The organism is Leifsonia poae (assembly GCF_050632865.1).
Lineage (GTDB): Bacteria > Actinomycetota > Actinomycetes > Actinomycetales > Microbacteriaceae > Leifsonia > Leifsonia poae_B.
In genome coordinates, this window is the sequence record NZ_JBODSA010000002.1 from 294,197 (window position 1) to 320,635 (window position 26,439).

The 26,439-nt window shown below is 71.4% G+C and carries 26 protein-coding genes and 5 pseudogenes; 20 read left to right on the forward strand and 11 right to left on the reverse strand.

Going from position 1 to position 26,439, the window contains the following annotated elements:
• The first annotated feature begins 87 nt into the window (after positions 1-87).
• The 4 genes from ACRAWB_RS08620 (at position 88) to ACRAWB_RS08635 (ending at position 4,898) form a co-directional block, all read left to right on the forward strand.
• Positions 88-780, forward strand: a complete 693-nt coding sequence (locus ACRAWB_RS08620; RefSeq protein ID WP_018191755.1) for a response regulator transcription factor — start codon at positions 88-90, stop codon at positions 778-780.
• 78 nt (positions 781-858) lie between these two features.
• Positions 859-2,556 carry a sensor histidine kinase gene (locus ACRAWB_RS08625; RefSeq protein ID WP_431352967.1) on the forward strand — a complete coding sequence of 566 codons (1,698 nt, stop codon included), beginning with the start codon at positions 859-861 and terminating at the stop codon, positions 2,554-2,556.
• Between the two features lie 114 nt (positions 2,557-2,670).
• On the forward strand, positions 2,671-3,420 hold the full coding sequence (locus tag ACRAWB_RS08630; protein ID WP_431352968.1) for a polyprenol monophosphomannose synthase: 750 nt from the start codon (positions 2,671-2,673) through the stop codon (positions 3,418-3,420).
• The gene (locus ACRAWB_RS08635) at positions 3,417-4,898 is read left to right on the forward strand and encodes a glycosyltransferase family 39 protein (protein ID WP_431352969.1); all 1,482 of its coding nucleotides are present in this window, start codon (positions 3,417-3,419) and stop codon (positions 4,896-4,898) included. Before ACRAWB_RS08630 ends, ACRAWB_RS08635 begins: the two co-directional genes overlap by 4 nt.
• 396 nt (positions 4,899-5,294) lie before the next feature.
• On the opposite strand, the gene groL is transcribed toward ACRAWB_RS08635, so the two are convergent.
• From groL to msrB, 4 genes and pseudogenes are all read right to left on the reverse strand, one after another.
• A complete protein-coding gene (gene groL / locus ACRAWB_RS08640; protein ID WP_431352970.1) occupies positions 5,295-6,914 on the reverse strand; it encodes a chaperonin GroEL in 1,620 nt (539 codons plus the stop codon).
• A 162-nt stretch (positions 6,915-7,076) separates the two neighbouring features.
• A pseudogene (locus ACRAWB_RS08645) lies at positions 7,077-7,279 on the reverse strand (cold-shock protein).
• Positions 7,280-7,437: 158 nt separating this feature from the next.
• A pseudogene (locus ACRAWB_RS08650) lies at positions 7,438-7,988 on the reverse strand (nitroreductase family protein).
• Positions 7,989-8,417, reverse strand: coding sequence for a peptide-methionine (R)-S-oxide reductase MsrB (gene msrB / locus ACRAWB_RS08655; protein ID WP_431352971.1), 429 nt, complete (start codon positions 8,415-8,417; stop codon positions 7,989-7,991).
• Between the two features lie 182 nt (positions 8,418-8,599).
• Here msrB and ACRAWB_RS08660 point away from each other — a divergent pair, with 182 nt between their 5' ends.
• Genes ACRAWB_RS08660 through ACRAWB_RS08670 form a run of 3 tightly spaced genes read left to right on the forward strand, consistent with a single transcriptional unit; the run spans position 8,600 to position 9,489 of the window.
• Entirely contained in the window at positions 8,600-8,911 is a 312-nt protein-coding gene (locus tag ACRAWB_RS08660; RefSeq protein WP_431352972.1) for a DUF3263 domain-containing protein, read from the forward strand.
• A 21-nt stretch (positions 8,912-8,932) separates the two neighbouring features.
• Entirely contained in the window at positions 8,933-9,223 is a 291-nt protein-coding gene (locus ACRAWB_RS08665; protein WP_431352973.1) for a hypothetical protein, read from the forward strand.
• Complete coding sequence (locus tag ACRAWB_RS08670) at positions 9,193-9,489, forward strand: LytR C-terminal domain-containing protein (RefSeq protein WP_431352974.1); 297 nt, start codon at positions 9,193-9,195, stop codon at positions 9,487-9,489. Before ACRAWB_RS08665 ends, ACRAWB_RS08670 begins: the two co-directional genes overlap by 31 nt.
• A gap of 3 nt (positions 9,490-9,492) precedes the next feature.
• On the opposite strand, the gene ACRAWB_RS08675 is transcribed toward ACRAWB_RS08670, so the two are convergent.
• Genes ACRAWB_RS08675 through pdhA form a run of 5 tightly spaced genes read right to left on the reverse strand, consistent with a single transcriptional unit; the run spans position 9,493 to position 14,101 of the window.
• On the reverse strand, positions 9,493-10,443 hold the full coding sequence (locus ACRAWB_RS08675) for a DMT family transporter (protein WP_431352975.1): 951 nt from the start codon (positions 10,441-10,443) through the stop codon (positions 9,493-9,495).
• Positions 10,444-10,485: 42 nt separating this feature from the next.
• Entirely contained in the window at positions 10,486-10,608 is a 123-nt protein-coding gene (locus ACRAWB_RS08680) for a hypothetical protein (protein ID WP_431218569.1), read from the reverse strand.
• Positions 10,609-10,617: 9 nt separating this feature from the next.
• A complete protein-coding gene (locus ACRAWB_RS08685) occupies positions 10,618-11,964 on the reverse strand; it encodes a dihydrolipoamide acetyltransferase family protein (protein ID WP_431352976.1) in 1,347 nt (448 codons plus the stop codon).
• Entirely contained in the window at positions 11,961-12,989 is a 1,029-nt protein-coding gene (locus ACRAWB_RS08690; protein WP_431352977.1) for an alpha-ketoacid dehydrogenase subunit beta, read from the reverse strand. The genes ACRAWB_RS08685 and ACRAWB_RS08690 overlap by 4 nt, the downstream gene beginning before the upstream one ends.
• Positions 12,986-14,101: a pyruvate dehydrogenase (acetyl-transferring) E1 component subunit alpha gene (pdhA, locus tag ACRAWB_RS08695; RefSeq protein ID WP_431352978.1), complete on the reverse strand. Its 1,116-nt coding sequence runs from the start codon at positions 14,099-14,101 to the stop codon at positions 12,986-12,988. Before pdhA ends, ACRAWB_RS08690 begins: the two co-directional genes overlap by 4 nt.
• 127 nt (positions 14,102-14,228) lie before the next feature.
• Here pdhA and ACRAWB_RS08700 point away from each other — a divergent pair, with 127 nt between their 5' ends.
• The 5 genes and pseudogenes from ACRAWB_RS08700 to ACRAWB_RS08720 all read left to right on the forward strand — a co-directional run bounded on the left by ACRAWB_RS08700 (position 14,229) and on the right by ACRAWB_RS08720 (position 18,787).
• Positions 14,229-14,657, forward strand: coding sequence for an Lrp/AsnC family transcriptional regulator (locus ACRAWB_RS08700; RefSeq protein WP_431352979.1), 429 nt, complete (start codon positions 14,229-14,231; stop codon positions 14,655-14,657).
• Positions 14,654-15,820, forward strand: a complete 1,167-nt coding sequence (locus ACRAWB_RS08705) for a low temperature requirement protein A (RefSeq protein WP_431352980.1) — start codon at positions 14,654-14,656, stop codon at positions 15,818-15,820. The genes ACRAWB_RS08700 and ACRAWB_RS08705 overlap by 4 nt, the downstream gene beginning before the upstream one ends.
• 180 nt (positions 15,821-16,000) lie before the next feature.
• Positions 16,001-17,184 (forward strand): annotated as a pseudogene (locus ACRAWB_RS08710) (thiolase family protein).
• Positions 17,181-17,921, forward strand: a complete 741-nt coding sequence (locus ACRAWB_RS08715) for an enoyl-CoA hydratase/isomerase family protein (RefSeq protein ID WP_431352981.1) — start codon at positions 17,181-17,183, stop codon at positions 17,919-17,921. The pseudogene ACRAWB_RS08710 and the gene ACRAWB_RS08715 overlap by 4 nt, the downstream one beginning before the upstream one ends.
• Positions 17,918-18,787 (forward strand): 3-hydroxyacyl-CoA dehydrogenase family protein, encoded by an 870-nt coding sequence (locus tag ACRAWB_RS08720; RefSeq protein WP_431352982.1) that lies wholly within the window; start codon positions 17,918-17,920, stop codon positions 18,785-18,787. The genes ACRAWB_RS08715 and ACRAWB_RS08720 overlap by 4 nt, the downstream gene beginning before the upstream one ends.
• On the opposite strand, the gene ACRAWB_RS08725 is transcribed toward ACRAWB_RS08720, so the two are convergent.
• A complete protein-coding gene (locus ACRAWB_RS08725) occupies positions 18,765-19,166 on the reverse strand; it encodes a PaaI family thioesterase (RefSeq protein ID WP_431352983.1) in 402 nt (133 codons plus the stop codon). The genes ACRAWB_RS08720 and ACRAWB_RS08725 overlap by 23 nt on opposite strands.
• Positions 19,167-19,214: 48 nt before the next feature.
• Here ACRAWB_RS08725 and ACRAWB_RS08730 point away from each other — a divergent pair.
• Both ACRAWB_RS08730 and ACRAWB_RS08735 read left to right on the forward strand, forming a co-directional pair.
• Positions 19,215-20,515, forward strand: a pseudogene (locus ACRAWB_RS08730) (aldehyde dehydrogenase family protein); the annotation flags it as partial.
• A gap of 228 nt (positions 20,516-20,743) precedes the next feature.
• A complete protein-coding gene (locus ACRAWB_RS08735) occupies positions 20,744-21,277 on the forward strand; it encodes a MaoC/PaaZ C-terminal domain-containing protein (RefSeq protein ID WP_431353167.1) in 534 nt (177 codons plus the stop codon).
• A gap of 31 nt (positions 21,278-21,308) precedes the next feature.
• On the opposite strand, the gene ACRAWB_RS08740 is transcribed toward ACRAWB_RS08735, so the two are convergent.
• Positions 21,309-21,902: a TetR/AcrR family transcriptional regulator gene (locus ACRAWB_RS08740; RefSeq protein ID WP_431352984.1), complete on the reverse strand. Its 594-nt coding sequence runs from the start codon at positions 21,900-21,902 to the stop codon at positions 21,309-21,311.
• 82 nt (positions 21,903-21,984) lie between these two features.
• On the opposite strand from ACRAWB_RS08740, the gene paaA reads away from it, so the two are divergent.
• The 6 genes and pseudogenes from paaA to ACRAWB_RS08770 all read left to right on the forward strand — a co-directional run bounded on the left by paaA (position 21,985) and on the right by ACRAWB_RS08770 (position 26,433).
• A complete protein-coding gene (paaA, locus tag ACRAWB_RS08745) occupies positions 21,985-22,959 on the forward strand; it encodes a 1,2-phenylacetyl-CoA epoxidase subunit PaaA (protein ID WP_431352985.1) in 975 nt (324 codons plus the stop codon).
• Positions 22,956-23,243, forward strand: a complete 288-nt coding sequence (gene paaB, locus ACRAWB_RS08750; protein ID WP_064109639.1) for a 1,2-phenylacetyl-CoA epoxidase subunit PaaB — start codon at positions 22,956-22,958, stop codon at positions 23,241-23,243. Before paaA ends, paaB begins: the two co-directional genes overlap by 4 nt.
• Positions 23,244-23,269: 26 nt before the next feature.
• A complete protein-coding gene (gene paaC / locus ACRAWB_RS08755; RefSeq protein ID WP_431353168.1) occupies positions 23,270-24,058 on the forward strand; it encodes a 1,2-phenylacetyl-CoA epoxidase subunit PaaC in 789 nt (262 codons plus the stop codon).
• On the forward strand, positions 24,052-24,543 hold the full coding sequence (gene paaD / locus ACRAWB_RS08760; protein ID WP_431352986.1) for a 1,2-phenylacetyl-CoA epoxidase subunit PaaD: 492 nt from the start codon (positions 24,052-24,054) through the stop codon (positions 24,541-24,543). Before paaC ends, paaD begins: the two co-directional genes overlap by 7 nt.
• A 2-nt stretch (positions 24,544-24,545) precedes the next feature.
• Positions 24,546-25,652 carry a 1,2-phenylacetyl-CoA epoxidase subunit PaaE gene (gene paaE, locus ACRAWB_RS08765; RefSeq protein WP_431352987.1) on the forward strand — a complete coding sequence of 369 codons (1,107 nt, stop codon included), beginning with the start codon at positions 24,546-24,548 and terminating at the stop codon, positions 25,650-25,652.
• 8 nt (positions 25,653-25,660) lie between these two features.
• Positions 25,661-26,433: pseudogene (locus ACRAWB_RS08770) on the forward strand (enoyl-CoA hydratase/isomerase family protein).
• Positions 26,434-26,439 lie beyond the last annotated feature (6 nt).

A 26,439-nucleotide genomic window follows, 5' to 3' on the forward strand; every position in this document is an offset into this window, starting at 1 on the left:
TTCGCACGGGGAAAACCAGAGCGGAGCACCGACCGCGCACCGACGCCTCACAGGTAAGAATCAGCTCACGCGCAGATAATGTTTTCCATGAACGCAGGACCCCGCATTCTCATCGTCGACGACGAGCCGAACATCCGCGATCTCCTCACCACCAGCCTCCGATTCGCCGGGTTCGCCGTGCGGGCGGTCGGCAACGGCGCCCAGGCGATCTCCGCGGTCCTCGAAGAGGAGCCAGACCTCATCATCCTCGACGTCATGCTGCCGGACATGAACGGCTTCGGCGTCACCAAGCGGCTGCGCGGGGCCGGCTACACCGCGCCCATCCTGTTCCTCACCGCCAAGGACGACACCGAGGACAAGATCACCGGACTCACCGTCGGCGGCGACGACTACGTCACCAAGCCGTTCAGCCTCGACGAGATCGTCGCCCGCATCAAGGCCATCCTGCGCCGTACGATGCAGGCCGACGAGGATGCGGTCATCCGCGCCGGCGAGCTGACCATGGACCAGGACACGCACGAGGTCTTCGTCGGCGACACCCCGATCGAGCTCAGCCCGACCGAGTTCAAGCTGCTGCGCTATCTCATGCTCAACCCCAACCGCGTGCTGTCGAAGGCTCAGATCCTCGACCACGTGTGGGAGTACGACTTCAACGGCGACGCGGGCATCGTCGAGTCGTACATCTCGTACCTGCGCCGCAAGGTGGATGCGCACTCCAGCGAACCGCTCATCCAGACCAAGCGCGGGTTCGGCTACATGCTCAAGGCCGCCAAGGCCTGAGATGCGCTGCCGGGCTGGGCGGCCGTACAGATCGCGCACATGCCCGGCACAGCATCCGCTGCATAGACTGACGGCCTGATGCACTCACGCCTGCTCGACCGCTGGAACGCGATCTCCCTGCGCACGAAGATCACGGGCGTGACCGTGCTCATGCTGACGCTCGGGCTGCTCGTGACCGGCATCGGCACGATGTCGATGCTCAAGCCGGTCCTGCTCGACCAGCTGGATGCGCAGCTCTCCGCCGCCTCGGGCGCCACGTACATCAACACGTACCTCTACTCCCAGTCGGCGGACTCCGACCAGATCGCCACCGACGCCAGTCCCTCGGACTACTTCGCCGCGCTGTACAACTCCGACGGCGATCTGCTGAAGACCAACTGGAAGAACATCCCGTACGCGCACCGGCCGGACATCCCGAACAACCTCACGCTGTCCGAGGCCAAGGCGATGCCCGGCGGGTTCTTCCTGCACAGCCACGACGGGCGCACGACGTACCGGGCGATGGCGACGACGCAGACGTTCGCCGGTTCGGGCGAGCTCGCGACGGCGATCGTCGCGACGACGACCTCGCAGATCGACACGGTGATGGCGAGCTTCCTCGCGATCTTCCTCGGGTTCGGCGTCATCGTGATCGTCGTCGGCGCCGGACTGACGCGCATGCTCGTCACCACCACGTTCGCGCCCCTGCGCGAGGTGGAGCAGACGGCCGCGGCCATCGCGGACGGCGACTTCAGTCAGCGCCTCGGCGGCGCGACGCCCAACACCGAGGTCGGGCGGCTGAACCGCTCCCTCAACACCATGCTGAACCGCATCGACCGCGCGTTCAGCGATCGCGCGCGCACCATCGACCAGATGCGCCGGTTCGTCGGCGACGCCTCCCACGAGCTGCGGACGCCGCTGGTGTCGGTGCGCGGGTACGCCGAGCTGTACCGGATGGGCGCGCTGCAGACTCCGGAAGACGTGGCCCAGGCGATGGATCGCATCGAGAAGGAGGCGATCCGGATGGGCGCGCTGGTCGAGGACCTGCTCGAACTCGCCCGCCTGGACGAGACGAAGCCGCTCGACCTCCACCGCGTCGACCTGGTCAAGATCGCGCAGGACGCGGCGATGGACGCGATGGCCGGCTCCCCCGGCCGCACCGTCACCGTGCTGACGCCCGAGCCGGTCGCGCCCGAGGAGGACGAGGAGGTGGACCTCGGCGTGGACACGGTTCCCATGTCCCTCGCCGACGCCAGCGCCCGGCCGTCGAACGCGACCGGGCCGATCGCCTTCGCCGGTTCCGCGCTCGCGCGCCTGCGCCGCGGCCGTACGCGCCGCGGTACGACGGAGACGCTGCCCATCACGACGGCGGAGAAGGTCGTGCTGACGCGGCCCGCCTCCGAACCCGCGATCGTCCTGGCGGAGGAGAACAAGCTCCGCCAGGTCGTCACCAACCTCATGGGCAACGCCCTGCGGTACACCCCGGACGGCAGTCCGATCGAGATCGCCGTGCGCATCGACCACCGCGCCGACCGCGCGACGCTCGAGGTGCGCGACCACGGCGAGGGCATCCCGCCGCAGATCCGGGACAAGATCTTCCAGCGCTTCTGGCGCGCGGACACCTCCCGCGCCCGCGAGACCGGCGGCAGCGGCCTGGGACTGGCGATCGTGTCGTCGATCGTCGCCGCGCACAACGGCACGGTCGACGTGGTCGACACGGAGGGCGGCGGAGCGACGTTCCGCGTCTCGCTGCCGCTGGCCGGCTCGCCTGCCGCGCCGAAGTCCGCCACGTCGTAAGGGCCGACTGCCGGGTCCTCGCCCGCTAAGGGCATGACAGAATACTGCGGGCGCCGGATTCGTCGGCGGCTGTGATCGACGGACCCGGGGAGGACAGTGCGCACGCTCGTCGTCATGCCGACCTTCAACGAGCGGCAGAACCTCGAACCCCTGGCGCAGCGCCTCCGCACCGCCTCCCCCGAAGCGGATCTGCTCGTGGTCGACGACTCGTCGCCGGACGGCACGGGCGAGCTGGCGGATGCCCTCGCCGCCGCCGATCCGGCCATCCACGTACTGCACCGCGAGACCAAGGACGGGCTCGGCGCCGCCTACCGCGCCGGGATGCGCTGGGGCCTCGACCGCGGCTACGACGTCATCGTGGAGATGGACGCGGACGGCTCGCACCGTCCGGAAGAGCTCCACCGCCTCCTGGACGCGACCGACGACGCCGACGTCGTGCTCGGCTCGCGCTGGGTGGCAGGCGGCGGCACCGTCGATTGGCCGCTGCGCCGCCGCATCCTCTCGCAGGGCGGCAGCCTGTACGCACGGGTCGCGCTCGGGGTGCCGGCGCGGGATGTGACCGGCGGTTACCGCGCGTTCCGCGCCGACGCGCTCCGCCGCATCCACTACGAGGATGTGGTCAGCCGCGGCTACTGCTTCCAGATCGACATGCTGCGACGCTCCTATAACGCGGGGCTGCGGGTGACGGAGGTGCCCATCACCTTCCAGGAGCGTACGTACGGAACGTCGAAGATGAGCGGCGCGATCGTCGCGGAGGCGATCGCCCGGGTGACGCTCTGGGGCATCACGGGGCTGCCTCGCCGGATCGTGCGCACGCGTACGGGGTCGGCCGCGCGGTCCACGGCGGGAAGCGGGTCGCGGTGAGCGCCGGCACCACCGCCGCCACTGCTCCCGCGCGCGCACCCTCGCAGGCGGGTTTCTGGCAGCGCCCCGCCGTCCGCTGGATCGCGCTCGTGCTGGTCTTCGCCTGGGGCGCGTACCAGTGCCTCTGGAACATCCTCGCCGCGAATCCCAACGCCGACGAGCCCGAGTACATCATCGTCGGACGCTGGTATCTCCAGGGCGACCTCCGGGCCAACCACGAGCAGCCGCCGACGGCGAAGTACCTGTTCGGCGCCATCCAGTTCCTCTTCGGCGAGGGGCCGCTCGCACCGCGCCTGCTCGTGGGGACGCTGACGCTCCTGGGCGGCGTCATCATCTTCCTCTGGCTGAAGCCCGAGCTGGGTTGGATGCCGGCGTTGATCCCGACCGCGTTCTGGCTGCTGCTGCCGCGCGGCGTCGACACCACGTTCGAGTTCCGGCTGGACCGGTTCGCCGTTCTCGACCCCGTCATGGTGTTCTTCGCCATCGCGGCGATGGCGGCGGCGTGGCAGTGGCATCACGGCCGATCCGTCGTCTGGATCGGGATCGCCGCGTTCAGCCTGGGGCTGTCGGCCACCAGCAAGCCGACGACCGCGGTGATGATCCCGGCGTTCCTGGTCCTCATCCTCATGCGCCGCCGGCTCAAGGATGTACTGATCGCGTTGGGCGTCGCCGCCGTCGTTCTGCTCGCGACCGTGCTCCTGGTCTACTGGCCGATCGGTTTCGTGACCGGCATGCGCGATCTGATCGAATTCCAGGTCGTCCACAACCAGAACGGGCACCTGATCGACCTCGGGTCGATGGCCACGGGTCATCCGCCCTGGTGGGCCAACCTGTACTTCGCGTGGAAGGGCTTCGGGGTCATCACGGTCGTCGTGCTCGCGGGCGGCTGCCTGGCGGCGCTGTTCGACCGGGCGAACCGCTTCCTCGTGGTCTACCTGCTCCTCGCGCTGGCGCCGCTCGTCGTGTTCTACCTGTTCGTCGCCCAGAACGCGCTGGCGTCCTACTACTACGCCTGGTCGTGGGCGCTGTGCATCCTGGCCGGGATCGGCTGCGCGTGGCTCCTGAAGGCGCACGGCTCCCGCATCCTCACCGCGTCGCTGCGCGCGGTCGGCGGCGTGCTCCTGGCGCTCGCGCTGATCGCCGCCGTCGGCACGTCGGCGCTGGTGTGGAACGACGGGCCGACCGGGTTCGGCCGCGCGGACCAGACGCTCCGCGCCGCCGGGATCGACCACGGCGATGTGCTCGTCAGCGGCGTCGCCCCGTGGGAGCCGGAGCAGTTCCTCCACGACCGGTGGACGGTCGACACGAAGGCGTCGTGCCTCGTCGCGGTCGCCACGAAGGTGTCGCCCCGCTCTCCCATCGCGCCCGAGGTGACGGCGTACCTGCGGGAACACGCCGCGCACCTGCACCGGGTGATGCTGAACGACGTGAGCTTCTACGTCTTCGACCGGGAGACGGCCGCGGCCAACTGCCGCTGAGGTTCGGTGCGCCGGGCGTGCTACGCTCCGCCGATGAGTTCGATCAACCACCGCGAGATGTCTGACGACCGCACGGGTGCCCTCCTCGACGATCTGATCGCCCGTGGCGATGCGCGCGGAGGCGACTCGGACCTATCAGCCCTCCTCACGGTTGACCGGCCTCGTTCAGAGGTCCGCTCTTCGGCGATCGTCGAGGACGCGCGAGGACGATGGTGAGGGTGGCAACGTAGCCACGCTCGCGGGGGCGGTCACGTAGGAGCCGGCCGACAACGAGTGGTCCCAACACGCCGTTATAGGGCACCGGATAACGGCGTGTTGGGACCACTAGATTCACGGCGTGCACGCGAAGAGGGCGCCTCCCCGATGGGGAGACGCCCTCTGCGTGTAGCTAAGGACTTAGAAGTCCATGCCCGCGCCCGGGTCGCCGACCGGAGCCGGGTTCTTCTCGGGCTTGTCGGCGACGACGGCCTCGGTGGTGAGGAACAGGCCCGCGATGGACGCGGCGTTCTGCAGCGCCGAGCGGGTGACCTTCACCGGGTCGTTGATGCCGGAGGCGAGCATGTCGACGTACTCGCCGGTCGCGGCGTTGAGGCCGTGGCCGACCGGGAGGTTGCGGACCTTCTCGACGACGACGCCGGCCTCGAGGCCCGCGTTGATGGCGATCTGCTTCAGCGGAGCCTCGATGGCGACCTTGACGATGTTCGCGCCGGTGGCCTCGTCACCCGAGAGCTCCAGCTTCTCGAACGCGGTCTTGCCGGCCTGGATGAGGGCCACGCCACCACCGGCGACGATGCCCTCCTCGACGGCGGCCTTCGCGTTGCGGACGGCGTCCTCGATGCGGTGCTTGCGCTCCTTGAGCTCGACCTCGGTGGCCGCGCCCGCCTTGATGACGGCGACGCCGCCCGCGAGCTTGGCAAGACGCTCCTGCAGCTTCTCGCGGTCGTAGTCCGAGTCGGTCGACTCGATCTCGTTGCGGATCTGCTGCACGCGGCCGGCGATGGCCTCGGGGTCGCCCGCGCCCTCGACGATGGTGGTCTCGTCCTTGGTGATGACGACCTTGCGGGCCTGGCCGAGCAGGTCGAGGGTGACGTTCTCGAGCTTGAGGCCGACCTCCTCGGAGATGACCTGGCCGCCGGTGAGGATCGCGATGTCCTGCAGCATGGCCTTGCGGCGGTCGCCGAAGCCCGGAGCCTTGACGGCGACGGACTTGAAGATGCCGCGGATCTTGTTGACGATCAGGGTCGCCAGCGCCTCGCCGTCGACGTCCTCAGCGATGATGAGGAGCGGCTTGTTGGCCTGGATCACCTTGTCGACGATCGGCAGAAGGTCCTTGATGTTGCTGATCTTCTGGTTCGCGATGAGGATGTACGGGTCCTCGAACACCGCCTCCTGGCGGTCCTGGTCGGTGACGAAGTACTGCGACAGGAAGCCCTTGTCGAAGCGCATGCCCTCGGTCAGCTCGAGCTCGGTGCCGAAGGTGTTCGACTCCTCGACGGTGACGACGCCCTCCTTGCCGACCTTGTCGATCGCCTCGGCGATGATCTCGCCGATGGTGGTGTCGCCGGCGGAGATGGACGCGGTGGCCGCGATCTCCTCCTTGGTCTCGACCTCCTTGGCGGAGGCGATGAGCTCGTCGGTGACCGCCGCGACGGCCTTCTCGATGCCGCGCTTCAGCGTGATGGGGTCCGCGCCGGCCGCGACGTTGCGCAGGCCCTCCTTGACCAGGGCCTGGGCGAGCACGGTCGCCGTGGTGGTGCCGTCACCGGCGACGTCGTCGGTCTTCTTCGCGACCTCCTTGACGAGCTCCGCGCCGATCTTCTCGTACGGGTCGTCGAGCTCGATCTCCTTCGCGATGGAGACGCCGTCGTTCGTGATGGTCGGGGCGCCCCACTTCTTCTCGAGGACGACGTTGCGACCACGCGGGCCCAGCGTCACCTTGACCGTGTCGGCCAGGGTGTTCAGGCCGCGCTCGAGGCCGCGGCGGGCGTCCTCGTCGAAAGCAATGATCTTTGCCATGTGTTTCTCGTCCCTCCCGGACGTCTGCGAAAGATTCCGTGTGATTAGCACTCAGACAGATGGAGTGCTAAACCGATTCTGGCACTCGGGACGGTGGAGTGCAAGACGACGAAACGCCGCCCCCGTCGGGGGCGGCGTTCGTACTTTCCTAGCTGAAGAGGCTCAGGCCAGGCGCACCGACTCGGCCTGCGGGCCCTTTGCCCGGAGCCGACCTCGAACACGACCTGCTGGCCCTCTTCGAGAACCTTGTACCCGTTCATGTCGATCGCGGAGTAATGGACGAAAACGTCCTGTCCCCCACCGTCCACGGTGATGAAGCCGTAGCCCTTCTCAGCGTTGAACCACTTCACGGTCCCGTTCGCCATTCATTACTCCCATTGCTGTGTCGCTCGCGCGATCCGACGCCGCACGTTGAATCCCGATCCTAATGCGTGCAATACCGGGCAGCGCCAGTGTTTTAACGAATCCGTACAGAAATGATTCGAAACGGAAACACCCGCGTAACAGAAGGGAAGGAGAGGGGTCAGCCGAGGTTCGAGAGGAACCGTTCGGGGTCGATCGAGGTGCGGTGACCCTCCTTGCTGTCGGCGGGGATACCGCCCACGTACAGCCACCCCAGCAGCCGCTCGTTCTTGGCGAGTCCGTGCATCCGGTGCACCGCCTTCGAGCGGGTGTGGTGACCGGTGCGCCACATGACCCCCAGCCGGCGTCGTGCAGCAGCAGGCTCAGGATGTGCGCGACGCCCGAGGCGACCGCGTCCTGCTCCCAGCCGGGCACCTTCTCACTCTTCGTGCGCACCGAGACGATGGCGAGCAGAAGGGAGGAGCGGAGCGGCTTGGCCGCCAGCTTCTCGGCGTCGGAGCCCGAGGCATGCGCATCCTTCACGAACGCCTCGCCGAGCCGCTTCCGCGCCTCGCCGCGCAGCTCGATGATCCGCCACGGGTGCAGGGCGCTGTGGTCGGCGACCCGCCCGGCCGCGGCCACCAGCGGCAGCAGCTCGTCGTGGGTCGGGGCATCCGGCGTGACGCGCGAGTAGGACCGGCGCGCGGCCACGCGCCCGGCGAGGTCGCCCACTCAGGCCTCCGGCGTGAAGTTCAGCGAGATCGAGTTCATGCAGTAGCGGTCGCCGGTCGGCGTGCCGAAGCCGTCGGGGAAGACATGCCCCAGGTGCGAGCCGCAGGTGGCGCACCGCACCTCGGTGCGGACCATGCCAAGGCTGTCGTCCTCGAGCAGCTGCACCGCCTCGGGGCGGACGGACTCGTAGAAGCTCGGCCAGCCGCATCCGGAGTCGAACTTGGTGCCGGACTGGAACAGCTCCGCACCGCAGGCGGCGCAGGTGTAGAGGCCGGCGCGGCTCTCGTCCAGGAGCTCCCCGGTCCAGGGACGCTCGGTGCCGGCCTGGCGGAGCACCGCGTACTGTTCGGGGCTCAGCTCCTCACGCCACTGATCGTCGGTCTTCTCGACCACGTAGTCCTCCTGAGCCGTGCCGTCGTTCTGGACCATGCCGTTCCTTTCGTCGTTCACAAGGGTAGACGGCCTGCCTGGACGTCTGTTCCCGGAACGGGAAGAGAACAGCGACGTGCCGCGACATGACGACAACACACAGGACGGGCACCCTAGGATGACGTCGAACGCGGGGCGTCCGGGATGCCGGTCCCGCCCGGCGTCCGTGACGAGGGAAGGCGGTGCGCGTGACCCGGTCAGCCGACGGACGGCCTGCGGCCGAACGCGAGCCCTCGGACACGGAGCAGCTGAGCGATCGGGATGCCGCGATCCTCGCGTTCGAACGCCAGTGGTGGCGGCACGCCGGAGCCAAGGAGCAGGCCATACGCGAAGAGTTCGGTCTCTCGGCGGCTCGGTATTATCAGTTGCTCGGTGCGCTGATCGACCGTCCGGCGGCTCTGCGCCACGACCCCATGCTCGTCAAGAGGCTGCTGCGGCTCCGCGAGGCGAGGCTGGCCGCACGACACGCGCGGACACTCCCGTCCGCCGACTGACCTCAAGGACCGCATCACCCGATGACAGAGAAGTTCCCCCGCGACCGCTTCGACGAGATCCCGGAAGACCTGACCCGTGTCGGCGCCCACCGTGCACCGCGTCCGAAGGGCCGCGGCTGGATCGCGGTCGGCTGGGCGGTCCTCGCGACGCTCGTGCTCGTCGGCGCCGGCATCTTCGGGCTGTCGCTGGTGAACGGGAGCATCAGCTTCCACGGCGCGACGTCGTCCCCTCGAAGACGTCGGCGTCCTCGACCCCCACGCCCACTCCGACGCCGACCATCGTGCCGACAGTGGACCCGTCGCTCAGCGTGAACGTCCTCAACGGCACCACCCGGGAGGGTCTGGCGGGCCAGGTCGGCGACAAGCTGACCGCCGCGGGCTGGAAGGTCGGGGCGACCGCGAACGCCGACAAGTCGGACCTCGCGAGCACCATCGTCTACTACGGCGACCCGAAGAATCAGGCGGCGGCGCTCGGCGTGGCCCAGTCGCTGCCGGGGGCGACCGTCCAGCAGAGCACGGCGTTCTCGGACACCGGGGCCGACATCACGGTCGTCGTCGGCGCCAACTACCAGGGCTGAGCGTCAGGCGGCCCGGCTGCTCCAGCGCCACCGCATGCTCGCGATGGCCACGGCGACGATGGCGAGCAGGGTGCCGCCGATCGTGGAGAACGCGAGGGCGTGTCCAGAGGTCGGAATCAGCAGGTCGAGGAGCAGCGCGGAGGCGAGCTGACCGGCGACGGTCGCGAGTCCCAGCAGCAGGACGCCCGTGATGCGCACCAGCAGTGACGTCACCCCGATGAAGACGCAGCCGAGCGCGCCGCCGATGTAGAGCCACGGCTCGGCCGGGAGCGACTTCGGCAGGCCGCCGATCCCCCATCGGACGAGCATCAGGACGACGAGGACGGTCGTGCCGGTCGCGAAGTTGATGAAGGTGGCGCTCAGGGCGCTCTCGGCGATCGCGCGGACCTGGCCGTTGACCGCCTGCTGCCAGCCGGTGCCGAGTCCGGCGATGAACGGCAGGATCATCAGCCACACCGGGGCGCTGCCGCCGAACTGCGCCGAGACGGCCCAGGTCACGGCGCCGAGCGCGAGCACGGCGCCCACGAGGCGCGCGGCGGTCAGCGGACGGCGTCCGCCCGGGCCGATGCCGACACGGTCGAGCACGAGGCCGCTGATCGTCTGGCCCGCGACGACGGCGACGGTGAACAGGGCGACGCCGAGGGCGGCGGCGGCGATCCCCTGCGAGAGCACGAGGAAGGAACCCGCTGCGCCGCCGCAGACGTACCACCAGCGGATGCGGCGCGTCACCAGCGCTTCGCGCACCTTCGCGAGGCCCCGGCGGCCGGCTGGCGCGATGGCCAGCCCGACGGTGAGGATGATGAGGCCCGACCCGAACGAGATCGCGGCCGCGGTGAAGCCGTCGCCCAGCCGACTGCCGAGCTCGCCGTTGATCCGGGACTGGATGGCGACCAGCGCACCGCAGAGCAGTGCGAAGACGAGGGCGAGCCAGAGCGGGAGGGAGCGAGGGGTCACTCCCCTCACCCTATGCCCGCGACTGACCGCTTCCTGGCCTCATCAGGGGGCGGGTGCGTCGCCGTCGGTAGGCTCCGGATGGGGCAGCCAGTCGATGTTCTCCTCGGGCGCGACTTCCTTCTCCTCGCTGAGGTCGTAGTCGTCGTCGTTCTTCTTGTCGCTCATGTCGTCACCCTACGCCCGGGCGCCCAACGGTCCGGGCGTGTCGGCGAGGATCCCGAGCGGCGACTCGATCGCGTCCGCGACCTCGCGCAGGAAGCCCGCCGCGACCCCGCCGTCGGTGACCCGGTGATCGAAGACCAGCGAGAGCTGCAGGGTGCGCCGCGGCACGATCGCGCCGTCGACCACCCAGGGGCGCTCGATCGCGCGGCCGAGGCCGAGGATCGCGACCTCGGGGTGGTTGATGATCGCGGCGCTGCCGTCCACGCCCAAGCTGCCGTAGTTGTTGATCGTGAAGGTGGAGCCGGTGAGGTCGGCCGGGGGCAGCGTCCCGTCGCGCGCGGCGCGGGCGAGCCGGTCGAGCTCGGCGTCGAGCTCGCGGACCGACAGCCGGTCGGCCCGGCGGACGACCGGCACGAGCAGGCCGCGGTCGGTGTCGGCGGCGAAGCCGAGGTTCACGCCGTCGAAGGTGGTGATGCCCTGGCCGTCCGGGGTCACCCGGCCGGCGAGTTCGGGATGCCGGGCGAGCGCCGCGAGGGCGAAGCGCGACACGAAGGCGAGGAAGGACGGAGCGCGGCCGTCGCGCGCGAGGCGGCGGCGTCCCTCCCAGAGGTCGGTCGCGTCCACGTCGACCCAGACGGTCGCCTCGGGGATCTCGGAGCGGCTGCGGGTCATCGTCTCGGCGACCGTGCGGCGGAGGCGCGAGAACGGGGTGGTGGCCGCGATGGTGAGGCCGGTGCGGGAGTCGGGCGCGCCGGCGGCGGGAGGGGCGGCGGCCGGTTCGGTCGGCACCGCGGGCGCGGTCGGCGCCGCAGGTGCGGTTGGCGCCGTCGCGAAGGCGGCCTCCACGTCGTGGCGCGTGATCACCCCGTCGGGTCGGCTCGGTCGAAGGGTGGTCAGGTCGATGCCGTGGCTGCGGGCCAGCGCGCGGATGACCGGCGAGATCACCGGCACGACGCTTCGCGAGGGCGGCGCGGCCGCCGATGCGACGGCCGGGCGGGACGCGGTGAGCGTCGACCCGCTGGCGGCGCGGCGGCGGCGAGCGCCGTGCTCCACGGTCCCGTAGCCGACCAGCACCTGCCCGGAGCCGGACGCGGCGGCCGGCGCGGCTTCAGCGGCCGCCGCCTCCTCCACCTCGATCAGCGGCGCCCCGACGAGGATGGTCTCCCCCTCCTCCCCGTGGAGCGCCGCGACCGTCCCGGCGTACGGCGACGGCACCTCGACGACCGACTTGGCTGTCTCGACCTCGGCGATCGGCTGCTCGGTCGCGACCGTGTCGCCGACGGCGACCAGCCAGCGCACCAACTCGGCGTCGGTCAGGCCCTCCCCGAGGTCCGGGAGGGTGAACACACGCGCGCTCATTCGTCCTCCCACTGCAGCGCATCCACCGCGTCCAGCACCCGGTCCACGTCGGGCAGGTAGAACTTCTCGAGCTTCGGCGGCGCGAACGGTGTGTCGAAGCCGGTGACCCGTCGGACCGGCGCGAGGAGGTGGTGGAAGCAGCGCTCCGAGACGCGGGCCGCGATCTCGGCGGCCATGCTGGCGAAGCCGGGCGCCTCGGCGATGACGACCGCGCGGCCGGTCGCGCGGACGGCATCGCACACCGTCTCGTCGTCGAAGGGCACGAGCGAGCGGAGGTCGATCACGCCGAGGCTGCGGCCGTCCTCGGTGGCGGCCTCGGCCGCGGCGAGCGCGATCGGCACCGACGGGCCGTAGGCGATGAGGGTCGCGTCGGTCCCCTCTCGGGCGACGCGCGCGCGGCCGAGCTCGGGCAGCGGCGCCTGCGTGTCGACCTCGCCGGTCGACCAGTACAGCTTCTTCGGCTCGAGGAACACGACCGGGTCGGGATATTCGATCGCCGCGCGCAGCAGCCCGTACGCGTCCTGCGGGGTCGCCGTCGACACCACGGTGAGTCCGGGCGTGTGCACGTAGTACCCCTCGGAGGAGTCGGAGTGGTGCTCCACCCCGCCGATCCCGCCCGCGTAGGGGATGCGGATGACCATCGGCAGGCGGATGGCACCGCGAGTGCGGTTCCCCATCTTGGCGACGTGGTCGACCACCTGCTCGAACGCGGGGTAGGCGAAGGCGTCGAACTGCATCTCGACGACCGGGCGCATCCCGTTCATCGCCATGCCGACCGCCGTGCCCACGATGCCGGACTCGGCGAGCGGGGTGTCGAAGCAGCGGTCCTCGCCGAAGCGGGCGGTGAGGCCGTCCGTGATGCGGAACACGCCGCCAAGCGTGCCGACGTCCTCGCCGAAGACGAGGACGGACGGGTCGGCGGCGAGTGCGTCCGCGAGTGCGCGGTTGAGCGCCTGCGCCATGGTCATCGTGACCGGCGCGTCGGCGGCGCCGGGCGAGGCGGGGGCGTCGTGCATGAGCGTCATCGGGCGACCTCCTCGGTGGATGCGCGGGTGGATGCGGCGCCCGCCGCGAGCTCGTCCGCGAGCTGAGCCGCTTGCTCCCGCAGCTGCGGGGTGGGTGTCGCGTAGACGTGCGTGAACAGGTCCTCGGGGTGCGGCTCGGCGTCGGCCATGACGGCCGTGCGCAGCTCGGCCGCGATCCGCTCCGCGTGAGCGTGCGCCTCGGCGTCGTCGCCCTCGTCCAGCGCACCCTCGGCGGTCAGCCACGTGCGCAACCGGAGGAGCGGATCGCGGGCGACCCACGGCTCCACCTCGTCGGCGGTGCGGTAGCGGGTCGCGTCATCCGCGTTGGTGTGCGACTTCATCCGGTAGGTCAGCGCCTCCACCAGGGTGGGGCCGCCGCCCTCGCGCGCCTCGGTCACGGCCTCTCCCAGAACGGCCAGGAGAGCGGCCAGGTCGTTGCCGTCGACGAGGCGGCCGCGCATCCCGTAGCCGATGCCCTTGTGGGCGATGCTGGGCGCGGCGGTCTGACGGCTGAGCGGCACCGAGATCGCGTAGCCGTTGTTCTGCACGAGGAAGACCACCGGGAGGTGGAACACCGCGGCGAAGTTGAGCGCTTCGTGGAAGTCGCCCTCGCTGGTGGCACCGTCGCCGCACAGCGCGAGGACGACGGTGTCCTCGCCGCGCATCCGGGCGGCGTGGGCGAAGCCGACCGCGTGCAGCAGCTGCGTCGCGAGCGGCGTGGACTGCGGGGCGACGTGGTGGACGCCCGGGTCGTATCCGGAGTGCCAGTCGCCGCGCAGCAGAACGAACGCCTCGAACGGGTCGACCCCGCGCTCGATGACGGCCACGGTGTCGCGGTAGGTCGGGAACAGCCAGTCCTGGTCGTCCAGCACCATGGCGGCGGCGACCTCGCAGGCCTCCTGCCCGTGCGACGACGGATAGACGGCGAGCTTGCCCTGGCGCACCAGCGCGTCCGCCTGGTCGTTGATCCGGCGCGCGAGCACCAGCCGCCGGTACCCGTCGAGCAGGGCGGCGGTGGACGGGATCGGGTAGCGGTCGTCGGGGTGGTGACGGCCATCCTGGTCGATGAGCCGCAGCGGGGTGTCGCCGGGCAGCAGATCGTCCGCGTGCATCTGTTCTCCTTCGAAAGACGTCGCTCCTCCCCAGGATGACTTCGCCGGACGCTCCGCGCTACGGACTGCGCAGAAATGAGACGAATGGATGCGCCCGCGCGCGTTCGGTGCCAGACTGTCCACCACCATGGACGACATCGACGTACGGATCCTGGACGCTCTGCGCGCGGACGGCCGCGCCTCCATCACGGCGGTCGCCGAGTCGGCGCACGTCTCGCGCGCCAACGCCTACGCGCGGGTGTCGCGGCTCGTCTCGGAGGGCGTCATCACGGGCTTCACGGCGAAGGTGGACCCGCGCCTCTCCGGCCGCGCCTCCTCCGCGTACGTCACGCTGCGCGTCGAGCAGGCGGACTGGCACGACCTGCGCGACCGGCTGCAGGGCATCCCCGAGGTGGAGCACTTCGCACTGGTCGGCGGCGACTTCGACGTCATCCTGCTGGTGCGGGCCCGCGACAACGAGGACCTGCGGCGCGTGGTGCTCGAGGAGCTGACCAGCATCCCGTCGGTGCGCGACACGAAGACGTCGCTCGTGTTCGAGGACCACGACCTGCGATGACGCCGCGGCTCCCCCTCCGGCGCGGTGACCGCGACCCCTCGCGGGCCGACTGGATGGAGCTGTTCTTCGACCTGATCTTCGTCGCCCTCGTCGGGCAGCTCGCGCACGGGCTGCACGTCCATCCCGGGTTCGCGTCCATCGGGGTCTTCCTCGTGCTGTTCGCCGCGGTGTGGTGGTCGTGGGGCAACCTGACGTTCGTCGTGAACGTCTCGACGCAGCTCACCCGGCGCGGCCTCTCGGTCGTCATGCTGGCGGCGATGTTCGCGGTCGGGGCGATGGCGGTCGCGGCGCCGGACGCGATCGGCGAGCGGGCGTGGCTGTTCGCGGCGGGCAACGCGGCGATCCGGATCGTGCTGCTCGTCGTCTGGGTACGGCTGTCCTGGCGGGACGGGCCGTCGGCGCGCCTCCGGATCGCCGCATACAACGGGGTCACCGCGGTGCTGTGGGTGGTGTCGATCGGCCTGCCGGAGCCCGCCGGCTACGTGCTGTGGGCGGTCGCGATCGCGGTGGAGGTCATCCTGCTGGTGACGACGGCGTCGCACTGGGCGTCGGGCCGGTTCGAGTCGCTGAACGTCGAGCACCTGGCGGAGCGGTTCGGGCTGCTCGTCATCATCGTGCTCGGGGAGACCGTGCTCAGCGTGGTCGCCGCCGTGTCGTCCGCGTGGACCGTGCCGGCCGGCGTGGTCGGCTTCCTCGCGCTGCTGGTCGCGAGCGGCCTCGCGTGGTCGTTCTTCCTGTTCGGGGTGGATGCGATGCGCACGGGCCTCGATCGGCTGCGCGAGCGGAGGGACGTCCGCGGGATCCGGGACACGGTGGCGTTCCTGCCGTTCCTGCTGCTGGCCGGGGTGACCGCCGTGTCGGCCGCGCTCGCGGAGGCAATCGCGCATCCGTTCGAGCCGCTGCCGGTCGCGCTCGCGGTCTGCGTGGGCGGCGGGATCGCGCTGTTCTACCTGACGAACGCGATCATCTCGCGGCGCTATGGCGACCCGCTGCCGGTGGTGCTGCGCTGGGCGGTGCCGAACGTCGTGCTGCCCCTGCTGCTCATCCCGGTCGGCGCGCTGCTCCCCGCGCTGGCGGCGGTGGTGTGCACGGTCGCGGTGCTCGCGTACATCGTCGCCCACGCCGAGGTCGCGACCCGCCGCCGCCTGCCGACGCCGACCTGACCCCACCGCTCCCCCGCGCTCCATCGAGTCCGCGAAGAGTGCACGGCTCGGCGGCGTGTCGCGTGCACTCTCTGCGGACTCGACGGTGGGGGCGCGGGGATGTTGCCCGCGGGGGCGGCGTCTGCAACGATGGGAGCAACTGAACGATCGTTCGGTAATTCGGGTTCGAGGGAGAGCGCGATGGCGGAGGCCTACCTCGTCGGCGGCGTGCGCACGCCGGTCGGCCGCTACGGCGGCGCGCTGGCGGCCGTGCGCCCGGACGACCTCGCGGCTCTCGTCGTCGCGGAGGCCGTCCGGCGCGGAGGAGCGCCCGCGGACGCGCTCGACGAGGTCATCCTCGGGGCCGCGAACCAGGCGGGCGAAGACAACCGCAACGTCGCGCGGATGGCCGTGCTGCTCGCCGGGCTGCCCGACGAGGTGCCCGCCATGACCGTCAACCGGCTGTGCGCCTCCGGGCTCACCGCGGTGATCCAGGCGGCCCAGGCCATCCGGGCCGGGGATGCCGACCTCGTCGTCGCCGGCGGCGTCGAGTCGATGACGCGTGCGCCATGGGTGCAGGCCAAGCCCGAGCGCGCGTTCGCGAAGCCCGGGCCGCAGTACGACACGTCGATCGGCTGGCGCTTCACCAACCCCCGGCTGCTCGCCCGCGACAAGGCGACCTACACGATGCCCGAGACGGCCGAGGAGGTCGCACGGATCGACGGCATCGGGCGCGAGGAGGCCGACGCGTTCGCGCTCGAGAGCCACCGGCGCGCAGCGGCCGCCGCGGATGCGGGACGCTTCGACGACGAACTGCTCGCGGTCGAGACTCCAGCCGGCGCGGTCACCGCCGACGAGGGCATCCGGCGCGACAGCAGTATGGAGGCGCTGGCGCGACTGAAGCCGGTCGTCGCGGGCGGCAGCGTGGTCACCGCCGGCAACGCCTCCCCCTCAACGACGGCGCGTCGGCGATCCTGGTCGCGAGCGGCGAAGCGGTCGAGCGGTACGGGCTGAGCCCGCGGGCTCGGATCGTCGCGGCGGCGAGCGCGGGCGTCGCGCCGGAGGTCATGGGCCTCGGGCCGGTGCCCGCCACGCGCAAGGCGCTCGCCCGCGCCGGACTCGACGTCTCCGACCTCGACGCGGTCGAGCTCAACGAGGCCTTCGCCAGCCAGGCGCTCGCGTGCATCCGGCGGCTGGGTCTCGAACCCGCCACGGTCAACGCCGACGGCGGCGCGATCGCGCTGGGCCACGCACTCGGGTCGAGCGGGGCGCGCATCCTCGTCACCCTGCTCGGCCGGATGGAGCGGGAGGGCGCCCGGCGCGGACTCGCCACCATGTGCGTCGGCGTCGGCCAGGGAACCTCGCTGATCGTGGAGGCGGTATGACCGAGGCGCTGCGCATCGAGGAGGCGCCCGACCGGGTCGTCGTCACTCTCGACCGGCCCGACCGCCGCAACGCGATCGACCAGCGGATGGTGGACGAGCTGCACGAGGTCTGCGCGGAGCTCGAGCGCGAACCGCGCATCCTCATCCTGACCGGGGCGGACGGCGTGTTCGCATCCGGGGCCGACATCGCCCAGCTGCGCGAGCGGACCGCGGAGGACGCCGCACGCGGCATCAACGACACGATCTTCTCCCGGGTGGCCGCCCTCCCGATGCCGGTCATCGCCGCGCTCGACGGCTACGCGCTCGGCGGCGGCGCCGAGCTGGCGTACGCAGCGGACCTGCGCATCGGCACCCCGCGCCTTCGCATCGGCAACCCCGAGACCGGCCTCGGCATCATCGCCGCCGCCGGCGCGCTCTGGCGGCTCCCCCAGCTGGTCGGCCTGCCGCTCGCGACCGAGCTGGTGCTCACCGGGCGCATCCTGACCGGAGAGGAAGCGCTGGCCGCCCGGCTCGTCAGCAGCCTCCACGAGCCCGACGACCTGCTTCCCGCCGCGCAGGCGCTCGCCGACCGGATCGCCGCCAACGACCCGCTCGCCACCCGCCTCACCAAGCGGGTGCTGCGCGCGCCGCTCGACGACCATCCCACCGCCGAGCGGGAGGCGCAGGCGCAGGCGTTCGAGTCGCCGGAGAAGCGGCGGAGGATGACGGAGTTCCTGGAGCGGAGGAGGACGCGATGAGCGCGTTGCCGGACAGGGTCGCGGTGATCGGCGGCGGGCGTATGGGTGCCGGAATCGCCCATGCGTTCCTGATGGCCGGCGCCGAGGTGGTCGTGGTGGAGCGGGACCACCCCGCTGCCGCCGAGGCACGCGACCGCATCCTCGCGAACGTCGAGGGCAGCGTCCGCCGGGGCGCGGCGGCTCCGGACCCGGAGCGGCTGCTCGTGACGGTCACCTGGGAGGCACTGAACGGTGCCGGGTTCGCGATCGAGGCGGTGCCCGAGCTCGTCGGGCTCAAACGCGAGGCGCTGCGCCGCGCGGAGGACCTGCTCCCGGCGGATGCCGTGCTCGCCACCAACACGTCGTCGCTGTCGATCGACGTGCTGGCGGAGGGGCTGGAGCGGCCGGGGGCGTTTCTCGGGATGCACTTCTTCAACCCGGTCCCCGCCTCCACCCTGGTCGAGCTGGTGACCGGATCGGCCACCGCGCCATCCGCCGCGGAGGACGCCGCCCGCTGGATCGCGGCGCTCGGCAAGACGGCGATCACGGTCCGCGACTCGCCCGGCTTCGCATCCTCGCGCCTCGGCGTGCTGCTGGGGCTGGAGGCGATCCGGATGGTCGAGGAGGGCGTCGCCACCCCGGAGGCCATCGACACGGCGATGACCCTCGGCTACAAGCACCCGGTCGGGCCACTGCGGCTCACCGACATCGTCGGCCTGGATGTGCGGCTCGACATCGCCGAGTACCTGGCGCGCGAGCTCGGTCCGAGGTTCGAGCCGCCGGAGCTGCTGCGCCGGATGGTGGCCGAGGGGATGCTCGGGCAGAAGACCGGGCACGGGTTCTACGACTGGACGCGCGACTCCCCTACCGATCCGGGGCGTCGATGATCAGGTTTGTGATGCGCGCCGTGCAGAGCCGGTTGCCCTCCTCGTCGCTGACGACGATCTCGTGGGACGCGATCGTGCGCCCCAGCCGGATGGCCGTCGCGACCCCGGTCACCAGGCCCGAGCGGGCCGACCGGTGGTGCGTCGCGTTGATGTCCACCCCGACCGCGCTGCGCCCCGGCCCGGCGTGGATGACCGCCGCCCACGACCCCAGCGCCTCGGCGAAGGCGACGGACGCGCCGCCGTGCAGCAGCCCGAACGACTGGCGGTTGCCCTCCACCGGCATGGTCGCCACGACGCGCTCCGCGGACTGCTCCAGGATGCGCACCCCCATCTTCACATCGAGCTCGCCCAGTTCGATCGTCCAGTCGCCGTCGGCCATGCGGCCAGCTTACGCATCCACTCTCCCCTCGATTCCCGGAGGCCTCTCATGATCCTGCCCAGCACGGTGCTGCCCAGCTATGTCCGCGATGGATGGTGGACGCCCGACGACGCGAGCGGCGCGGCCGAGGTGCTGGACGCGTCCACCGGCGCGCCCGTCGTGCAGGTGAGCGCGGCGGGCCTCGACCTCGCAGGTGCGCTCGAGCACGCCCGGACGGTCGGGCAGGCGTCGCTCGGCGAGCTGACGTTCCATCAGCGGGCGCTGCTGCTCAAGCAGCTCGCGCAGGCGCTGACCGAGCGGAAGGACGAGCTGTACGACCTGTCGCTGCAGTCCGGCGCCACCCGCTCCGACGCGTGGATCGACGTGGACGGCGGCATCGGCGCCCTGTTCACGTATGGCTCGAAGGGTCGCCGCGAGCTGCCCAACGCACAGGTCGTGCTCGACGGACCGGCGGAGCAGCTGTCGAAGGACGGCAGCTTCCTCGGCCGCCACGTCTACACGCGCCTCCCGGGCGTCGCGGTGCAGATCAACGCGTTCAACTTCCCGGTGTGGGGGATGCTCGAGAAGCTGGGGCCGTCGTTCCTCGCCGGCATGCCGACCCTGGTGAAGCCGGCGACGCCGACCGCGTTCATCGCCGAGGCGGCTGTGCGGATCATGGTGGAATCGGGGCTGCTCCCGGCCGGGTCGCTGCAGCTGGTCAGCGGCGGCGTCCCCGACCTGTTCGAGCACCTGCGGCTCGGTGACCTCGTCGCCTTCACCGGATCCGCCTCCACCGCCGAGAAGCTGCGCGCGCACGACTCGGTGCAGACCGGCGGGGTGCGGTTCACCAGCGAGACCGACTCCATCAACGCGTCCGTGCTCGGAGCGGACGCGGTGACCGGCACGCCCGAGTTCGACGCCTACGTGAAGGGGCTGGTCGTCGAACTGACCGCCAAGTCGGGGCAGAAGTGCACGGCGATCCGGCGCGCGATCGTGCCGGCGACGCTCGTGGACGACGTGATCGGCGCCGTGCGGGAGCGGATCGCGTCGCGCGTCGTCGTGGGCGACCCGCGGGGGAGGGCGTGACCATGGGGCCGCTCGCGTCGCGCGGGCAGCGCGAGGAGGTGCTGCGGCAGGTCTCGCGGCTGGTGGCGGCCGGCGGCGAGCTGGTGCTCGGCGGGCTCGACCAGCCGACGGTGACGCGCGCCGACGGGACGGTCGGGGCCGCCCCGGAGGGCGCGTTCGTCGCGCCCGTACTGCTGCGGTTCGCGGACGCGTGGACGCCCGAGGCGCACACGGTCGAGGCGTTCGGGCCGGTCGCGAGCATCCTGCCGTACGAGACCGCGGACGAGGCGGTGTCGCTCGTCGCGCGTGGGGGCGGGTCGCTGGTCACCAGCGTCGCCACGCACGACTCGGCGTTCGCGCGCGCCTTCGTGCTCGGCTCCGGGGCGTACAACGGCCGCATCCTGGTGCTCGACCGGGACGACGCGCGCACCTCCACCGGGCACGGGTCGCCGATGCCGCACCTCGTCCACGGCGGTCCCGGCCGCGCCGGCGGCGGCGAGGAGCTGGGCGGGATCCGCGCCGTGCTGCACCACATGCAGCGGACCGCGCTGCAGGGCTCACCCGACCTGCTCACCGCGATCACCGGGGTGTGGCATCCAGGGGCCGCGGCGAGCGCGGACGGGCCGCACCCGTTCCGCAAGTCGCTCGCGACACTCCGGATCGGCGACCAGGTGCAGGCCGGGCCGCGCCGGGTGACGCTCGACGACATCGAGGAGTTCGCGACGTCCACCGGCGACACGTTCTACGCGCACATGGACGAGGAGGCGGCGGCCGCGAATCCGTTCTTCCCCGGCCGGGTGGCGCACGGCTACCTGCTGGTGTCGTGGGCCGCGGGCCTGTTCGTCGACCCCGAGCCCGGTCCCGTGCTCGCGAACTACGGCCTGGAGGACCTGCGGTTCCTCACCCCGGTCGTCCCCGGCGACAGCATCCGGGTGGCCCTCACCGCGAAGCAGATCACCCCGCGCGAGACCGACGACTACGGCGAGGTGCGCTGGGACGCCCGCATCCTGAACCAGCGCGACGAGCTCGTCGCCACCTACGACGTCCTCACCCTCGTCGCCAAGTAGCCCGCGTCCCTAGCCGCCGAGCGGGGCGGGGTCAGCGGAGGGCGAGGGCGAGGATGGTGTCGGCGAGGTCGTCGGGGGTGAGCGGGCCCTCGGGCGTGTACCACTCGGTCAGCGAGTTGATCATGCCGAAGAGGAGGCGGGCGACGACGGCGGGGTCGGCGTCGGTGCGGAGGCTCCCCTCATCCCGGGCCTCGGCGACGAGGGCGGCGACGGCGTGGTCGAACGCGCGGCGGCGCTCCAGCGCGGCACGCTCCACCTCGGTGTTGCCGCGGACGCGCAGCAGCAGCGTCACGTACGGCAGCCGGTCGGCGAGCACCCGCACCGCGCCGCGCAGCACGTACGCCAGGCGGTCGGCGGCGGGGCCCTCGGTCGCCTCGGGCGCACGCAGCACGCCCTCCAACCCGTCGAGCGCTTCATCCAACGCGAGCCGCAGAAGCTCCTCCTTGGACGCGACGTGGTGGTAGATCGCCGACTTCGACAGCCCCAGCCGCTCCGCCAGCATCCCGATCGAGGTCGCGTCGTAGCCGTGCTCGTTGAACGCGGCCACGGCGACCTCGAGGATGCCGCGCTGGTCGTATCCGGGGCGTCCCCGGCGCAGCGTGTCCGACTCCACCGTGTCCGTCACCCGTTCAGTCTGGCACGCGGCACCCGGCGAGGCATATACTGAACGAACGATCAGTAAGTAAAGATCAGCAAAGGGGAGGTCGATGGAGACCACCACCGCGGAGCCGACCTCCGAGCACGCGCGCTTCGACGAGCTCATCGCCGGCGACTCGCGCATCGAGCCGCGCGACTGGATGCCCGACGACTACCGGCGCAGCCTCATCCGGCAGATGTCCCAGCACGCGCACTCCGAGATCATCGGCATGCAGCCGGAGGCCAACTGGATCACGCGAGCGCCGAGCCTCAAGCGCAAGTCCATCCTGATGGCGAAGGTGCAGGACGAGGCCGGCCACGGGCTGTACCTCTACTCCGCCACCGAGACGCTGGGCGTCACCCGCGACGAGCTGATGGACCAGCTCATCTCGGGGCAGGCGAAGTACTCGTCGATCTTCAACTACCCCACTCTCAGCTGGGCCGACATCGGCGCGATCGGCTGGCTGGTGGACGGCGCCGCCATCTGCAACCAGGTGCCGTTGTGCCGCTGCTCGTACGCTCCGTACGGCCGCGCGATGGTCCGCATCTGCAAGGAGGAGTCGTTCCACCAGCGGCAGGGCTTCGAGATCCTGCTCGAGCTGATGCGCGGCACCCCCGAGCAGCAGCGGATGGCGCAGGATGCGGTCGACCGCTGGTACTGGCCGTCGCTGATGATGTTCGGCCCGCCGGACGGCGACTCCCCCAACTCCGCGCGCTCGATGGCGTGGAACATCAAGCGCTTCTCCAACGACGAGCTCCGTCAGCGCTTCGTCGCCATGCTGGTGCCGCAGGCCGAAGCCCTCGGCGTCTCCCTCCCCGACCCGGACCTGCGCTGGAACGAAGACGCCCAAGCGTACGACCTCGGCCCCATCGACTGGAGCGAGCTGAAGGAGGTCATCGCCGGCCACGGCCCCTGCAACGCGCAGCGGCTGCAGCGCCGCCGCGAGGCGCACGAGGAGGGACGCTGGGTGCGGGAGGCCGCTGCCGCGTATGCCGCGAAGCAGGCCGCCAAGCGTGAAGGCATGACCGCCGGAGCCGTCGCATGACCGCCGAGCAGTGGCCGCTCTGGGAGGTCTTCGTCCGCGCCTCCCGCGGCCTGTCCCATGTGCACGTCGGCTCGCTCCATGCGCCCGACGAGGAGCTTGCGGTCCGGAACGCCCGCGACCTCTACACGCGTCGCGGCGAGGGCGTGTCGATCTGGGTCGTCCCGTCCGACGCCATCACCGCGAGCGACCCGGATGCGAAGGGCGCCTTCTTCACGTCGCCCGCCGGCAAGAACTACCGGCACGCGACCTACTACACCGCCGCCGAGGGGGTGAAGCACCTGTGACCGACCTCGATCACGGCCATGTCGAGCTGTCCGCGGTGACGCTCTCCGACGAGTTCGTCGCCTCCGACACCCCGCCCTCCCCGGAGGTCGCCGAGTACGCGCTCTGGCTCGGCGACGACTCCCTGGTGCTGGCCCAACGGCTCGGGATGTGGATCACCCGCGCCCCGGAGCTGGAGGAGGACGTCGCCCTGGCGAACATCGCCCTCGACCTGCTCGGCCACGCCCGGTCGCTGCTGCGCTACGCGGCGTCCGCGACGGGTCGCACCGAAGACGACCTCGCGTACTGGCGCGACGAGGGCGACTTCCGCTCCGCGCACCTGTTCGAGCAGCCGAACGGCGACTTCGCGCACACCATCGTGCGCCAGTTCGCCGCCGCGCACTACCTCTACGCGCTGTACGACCGGCTGCGCGCATCCACCGATCCGGTGCTCGCCGGGGTCGCCGCCAAGGCGGTCAAGGAAGTCGACTACCACCGCGACCACGCCGACCAGTGGATGCTGCGCCTCGCCCTCGGCACCGACGAGTCCCGTCGCCGCACGCTCCGCGCGCTGGAGGACGTCTGGCCGTACGTCGACGAGCTGTTCGCGGACGAGCCGGTGCTGGACGAGCTGGACGGCGTCGCCGTGCGGCCGTCGTCGCTGCGCGAGACGTTCGACGCGGACATCGCGCCCGTGCTCGCCGAAGCGGAGTTCGAGCTCCCGCAGGCGTTCCACGCATCCGGCGGGGGCCGACGCGGACGGCACTCGGAGTACCTGGCGCCGCTGCTCGCGGAGATGCAGGTGCTCGCCCGTCAGCATCCGGGGGCGTCGTGGTGACGCGCACGCACCATGCCGACGCCGCGCGCGCCTGGTCGGCCGCGGCCTCCGTCGTCGACCCGGAGGTGCCCGTCCTCAGCATCGACGACCTCGGTGTCCTGCGCGAGGTGACCGTCACCGACGACGGCGTCGACGTCGTGATCACGCCCACCTACTCCGGCTGCCCGGCGATGGATGCGATCCGCGAGGACGTCGTGCGCGCCCTGTCCGCCGCGGGGTTCGGCGACGTGCGCGTCCGCCTCGTGCTCTCCCCCGCGTGGACCACCGACTGGATCAGCGCTGTCGGTCGCTCGAAGCTGAAGGAGTACGGCATCACGCCTCCCGCGCCCGCGACGGGGCCGGTCAGCCTGCGCCTGTCGGTGAAGTGCCCGCACTGCGGCTCGCTGGACACCCGCGAAGTCGCGCACTTCGGCTCCACCTCGTGCAAGGCGCTGTTCGTGTGCCGCGGCTGCGGGGAGCCGTTCGACCACTTCAAGGCGCTCTGAGGATGGCGCGCGCGCGGTTCCACGAGCTCGCCGTCGCCGAGGTACGGCCGCTCACCGCCGCCAGCGTCGAGGTCACCTTCGCCGTGCCCGACGAGCTGCGCGGCGAGTACGACTACCTGCCCGGCCAGCACGTCGCCCTGCGTGCGCACGTCGGCGGCCGGGAGCTGCGCCGCAGCTACTCGATCTGCCGTCCGCCGCTGCCGCCGATGGAGGGACGCCCCGGCCGGATCAGCGTCGCGATCAAGCGCGACCTCGGCGGCGCGTTCTCCACCTGGGCGACCAGCGAGCTGCGCCCCGGCGACCGGATCGACGTGATGAGCCCGCAGGGGACCTTCACCGTCGACACCGCCCGCCTCGACGGCAGGCACATCGTCGGCGTGGCCGCCGGCTCCGGGATCACACCGCTCATGGCGCTCGCGGGCAGCATCCTCACCGGGTCGCCGACGGCCCGGTTCACGCTCGTCTACACGAACCGGACGGCGATCGACGTCATGTTCCTGGAGGAGCTGGCCGACCTCAAGGACCGCTTCCCCGCCCGCCTGGCACTGCACCACGTCCTGTCGCGCGAGCAGCGGTCGGCGCCGCTGCTATCGGGGCGCATCGACGAGGAGCGGTTCCGTCGGATGCTGGACACGCTCATTCCTCCGGACTCCGTCGACGAGTGGTTCCTGTGCGGACCGTTCGAGCTGGTGCAGTTGTGCCGCGACGTGCTCGAGACCTCCGGCGTGGAGCGGGACCGAATCCACTTCGAGCTCTTCACCACCGGAGAGCCCGGCGAACCGCGCGGCGACGCCGGCCGCCCGGTCGTGGTCCATGACGGCGAGAAGACCGCCGAGATCGAGTTCACTCTCGACGGCCTCACGTCGACCGTGACCACGCCGGTGGACGCGAACGAGTCCGTCCTGAACGCGGCGCTGCGGGTGCGGCCGGACGTGCCGTTCGCCTGCACCGGCGGCGTCTGCGGCACCTGCCGCGCGCGGCTCGTCACGGGCGACGTGCGGATGACCGAGAACTACGCCCTCGAACCGGAGGAGCTGGAGCGCGGTTACGTGCTCACCTGCCAGTCGCATCCGCTGACCGACCGCGTCGTGGTCGACTACGACGTCTGAGGAGCCCCATGATCGAGCTCGACATCGCCGACGGGATCGCCCGCATCACCCTGAACGCGCCGCAGCGCCTCAACGCGCTCGGCCCCGAGGACCTGCGATCGCTGACCGCCGCATATGCCGACGCGGAGGCCGCAGGAGTGCGCGCGCTGGTGCTGCGCGGCGAGGGCCGCGCGTTCTGCGCCGGCCGTGACATCGCGGGCGTCGACCCCGCGACCGACGACGTGAGCGGCTACCTGGACGGACTCGTCACTCCGCTGCTGCAGCGCATCGCCGCCTTCCCCGCGCCGACGTTCGCCGCCGCCCAGGGCGCGGCCCTCGGCGTCGGCCTCGGCCTGCTCGTCGCGAGCGACGTCGTCTACGTCGCGGAGGACGCCAAGATCGGCTCCCCGTTCGCCGCGCTGGGCGCGTCCCTCGACTCGGGCGGCCACTGGCTGCTGGTCGCGCGCCTCGGCCCGCACCGCGCGCTCGACCTGATCTACTCCGGCCGCCTCCTCTCGGGCGCGGAGGCGGTGGCGGGCGGCCTGTTCTCGCGGGCGCTCCCGGCCGCGTCGCTGCGGGACGAGGTGGATGCGGCCGCTGCCGCCGCCTACTCCGGCGCCACTCAGGCGTTCCTCGCGAGCAAGCGCATCGTCGCGGGACTGCGCGACGGCTCCCTCGACCTCTGGTCGTCGATCGCCGCCGAGAACGCCGCCCAGGCGGCCCTCCGCGACACCGCGGACTACCGCGAGGGCTTCCGCGCCTTCCAGGAGAAGCGCCCCCGCGGTTCACCGGCCGCCCCTGACCATTC

Excerpts from the sequence above, each read along its gene's own strand:
- ACRAWB_RS08620 (WP_018191755.1), top strand. The coding sequence starts at position 88 with ATGAACGCAGGACCCCGCATTCTCATCGTCGACGACGAGCCGAACATC.
- paaE (WP_431352987.1), top strand. The coding sequence starts at position 24,546 with ATGGCGCGCGCGCGGTTCCACGAGCTCGCCGTCGCCGAGGTACGGCCG.
- paaA (WP_431352985.1), top strand. The coding sequence starts at position 21,985 with ATGGAGACCACCACCGCGGAGCCGACCTCCGAGCACGCGCGCTTCGAC.
- ACRAWB_RS08705 (WP_431352980.1), top strand. The coding sequence starts at position 14,654 with ATGACGCCGCGGCTCCCCCTCCGGCGCGGTGACCGCGACCCCTCGCGG.
- ACRAWB_RS08715 (WP_431352981.1), top strand. The coding sequence starts at position 17,181 with ATGACCGAGGCGCTGCGCATCGAGGAGGCGCCCGACCGGGTCGTCGTC.
- paaB (WP_064109639.1), top strand. The coding sequence starts at position 22,956 with ATGACCGCCGAGCAGTGGCCGCTCTGGGAGGTCTTCGTCCGCGCCTCC.
- ACRAWB_RS08680 (WP_431218569.1), bottom strand. The coding sequence starts at position 10,608 with ATGAGCGACAAGAAGAACGACGACGACTACGACCTCAGCGAGGAGAAG.
- ACRAWB_RS08690 (WP_431352977.1), bottom strand. The coding sequence starts at position 12,989 with ATGACGCTCATGCACGACGCCCCCGCCTCGCCCGGCGCCGCCGACGCG.
- ACRAWB_RS08630 (WP_431352968.1), top strand. The coding sequence starts at position 2,671 with ATGCCGACCTTCAACGAGCGGCAGAACCTCGAACCCCTGGCGCAGCGC.
- pdhA (WP_431352978.1), bottom strand. The coding sequence starts at position 14,101 with ATGCACGCGGACGATCTGCTGCCCGGCGACACCCCGCTGCGGCTCATC.
- ACRAWB_RS08720 (WP_431352982.1), top strand. The coding sequence starts at position 17,918 with ATGAGCGCGTTGCCGGACAGGGTCGCGGTGATCGGCGGCGGGCGTATG.
- ACRAWB_RS08685 (WP_431352976.1), bottom strand. The coding sequence starts at position 11,964 with ATGAGCGCGCGTGTGTTCACCCTCCCGGACCTCGGGGAGGGCCTGACC.
- ACRAWB_RS08735 (WP_431353167.1), top strand. The coding sequence starts at position 20,744 with ATGCAGCGGACCGCGCTGCAGGGCTCACCCGACCTGCTCACCGCGATC.
- ACRAWB_RS08665 (WP_431352973.1), top strand. The coding sequence starts at position 8,933 with ATGACAGAGAAGTTCCCCCGCGACCGCTTCGACGAGATCCCGGAAGAC.
- ACRAWB_RS08725 (WP_431352983.1), bottom strand. The coding sequence starts at position 19,166 with ATGGCCGACGGCGACTGGACGATCGAACTGGGCGAGCTCGATGTGAAG.
- ACRAWB_RS08625 (WP_431352967.1), top strand. The coding sequence starts at position 859 with ATGCACTCACGCCTGCTCGACCGCTGGAACGCGATCTCCCTGCGCACG.
- ACRAWB_RS08700 (WP_431352979.1), top strand. The coding sequence starts at position 14,229 with ATGGACGACATCGACGTACGGATCCTGGACGCTCTGCGCGCGGACGGC.
- msrB (WP_431352971.1), bottom strand. The coding sequence starts at position 8,417 with ATGGTCCAGAACGACGGCACGGCTCAGGAGGACTACGTGGTCGAGAAG.
- groL (WP_431352970.1), bottom strand. The coding sequence starts at position 6,914 with ATGGCAAAGATCATTGCTTTCGACGAGGACGCCCGCCGCGGCCTCGAG.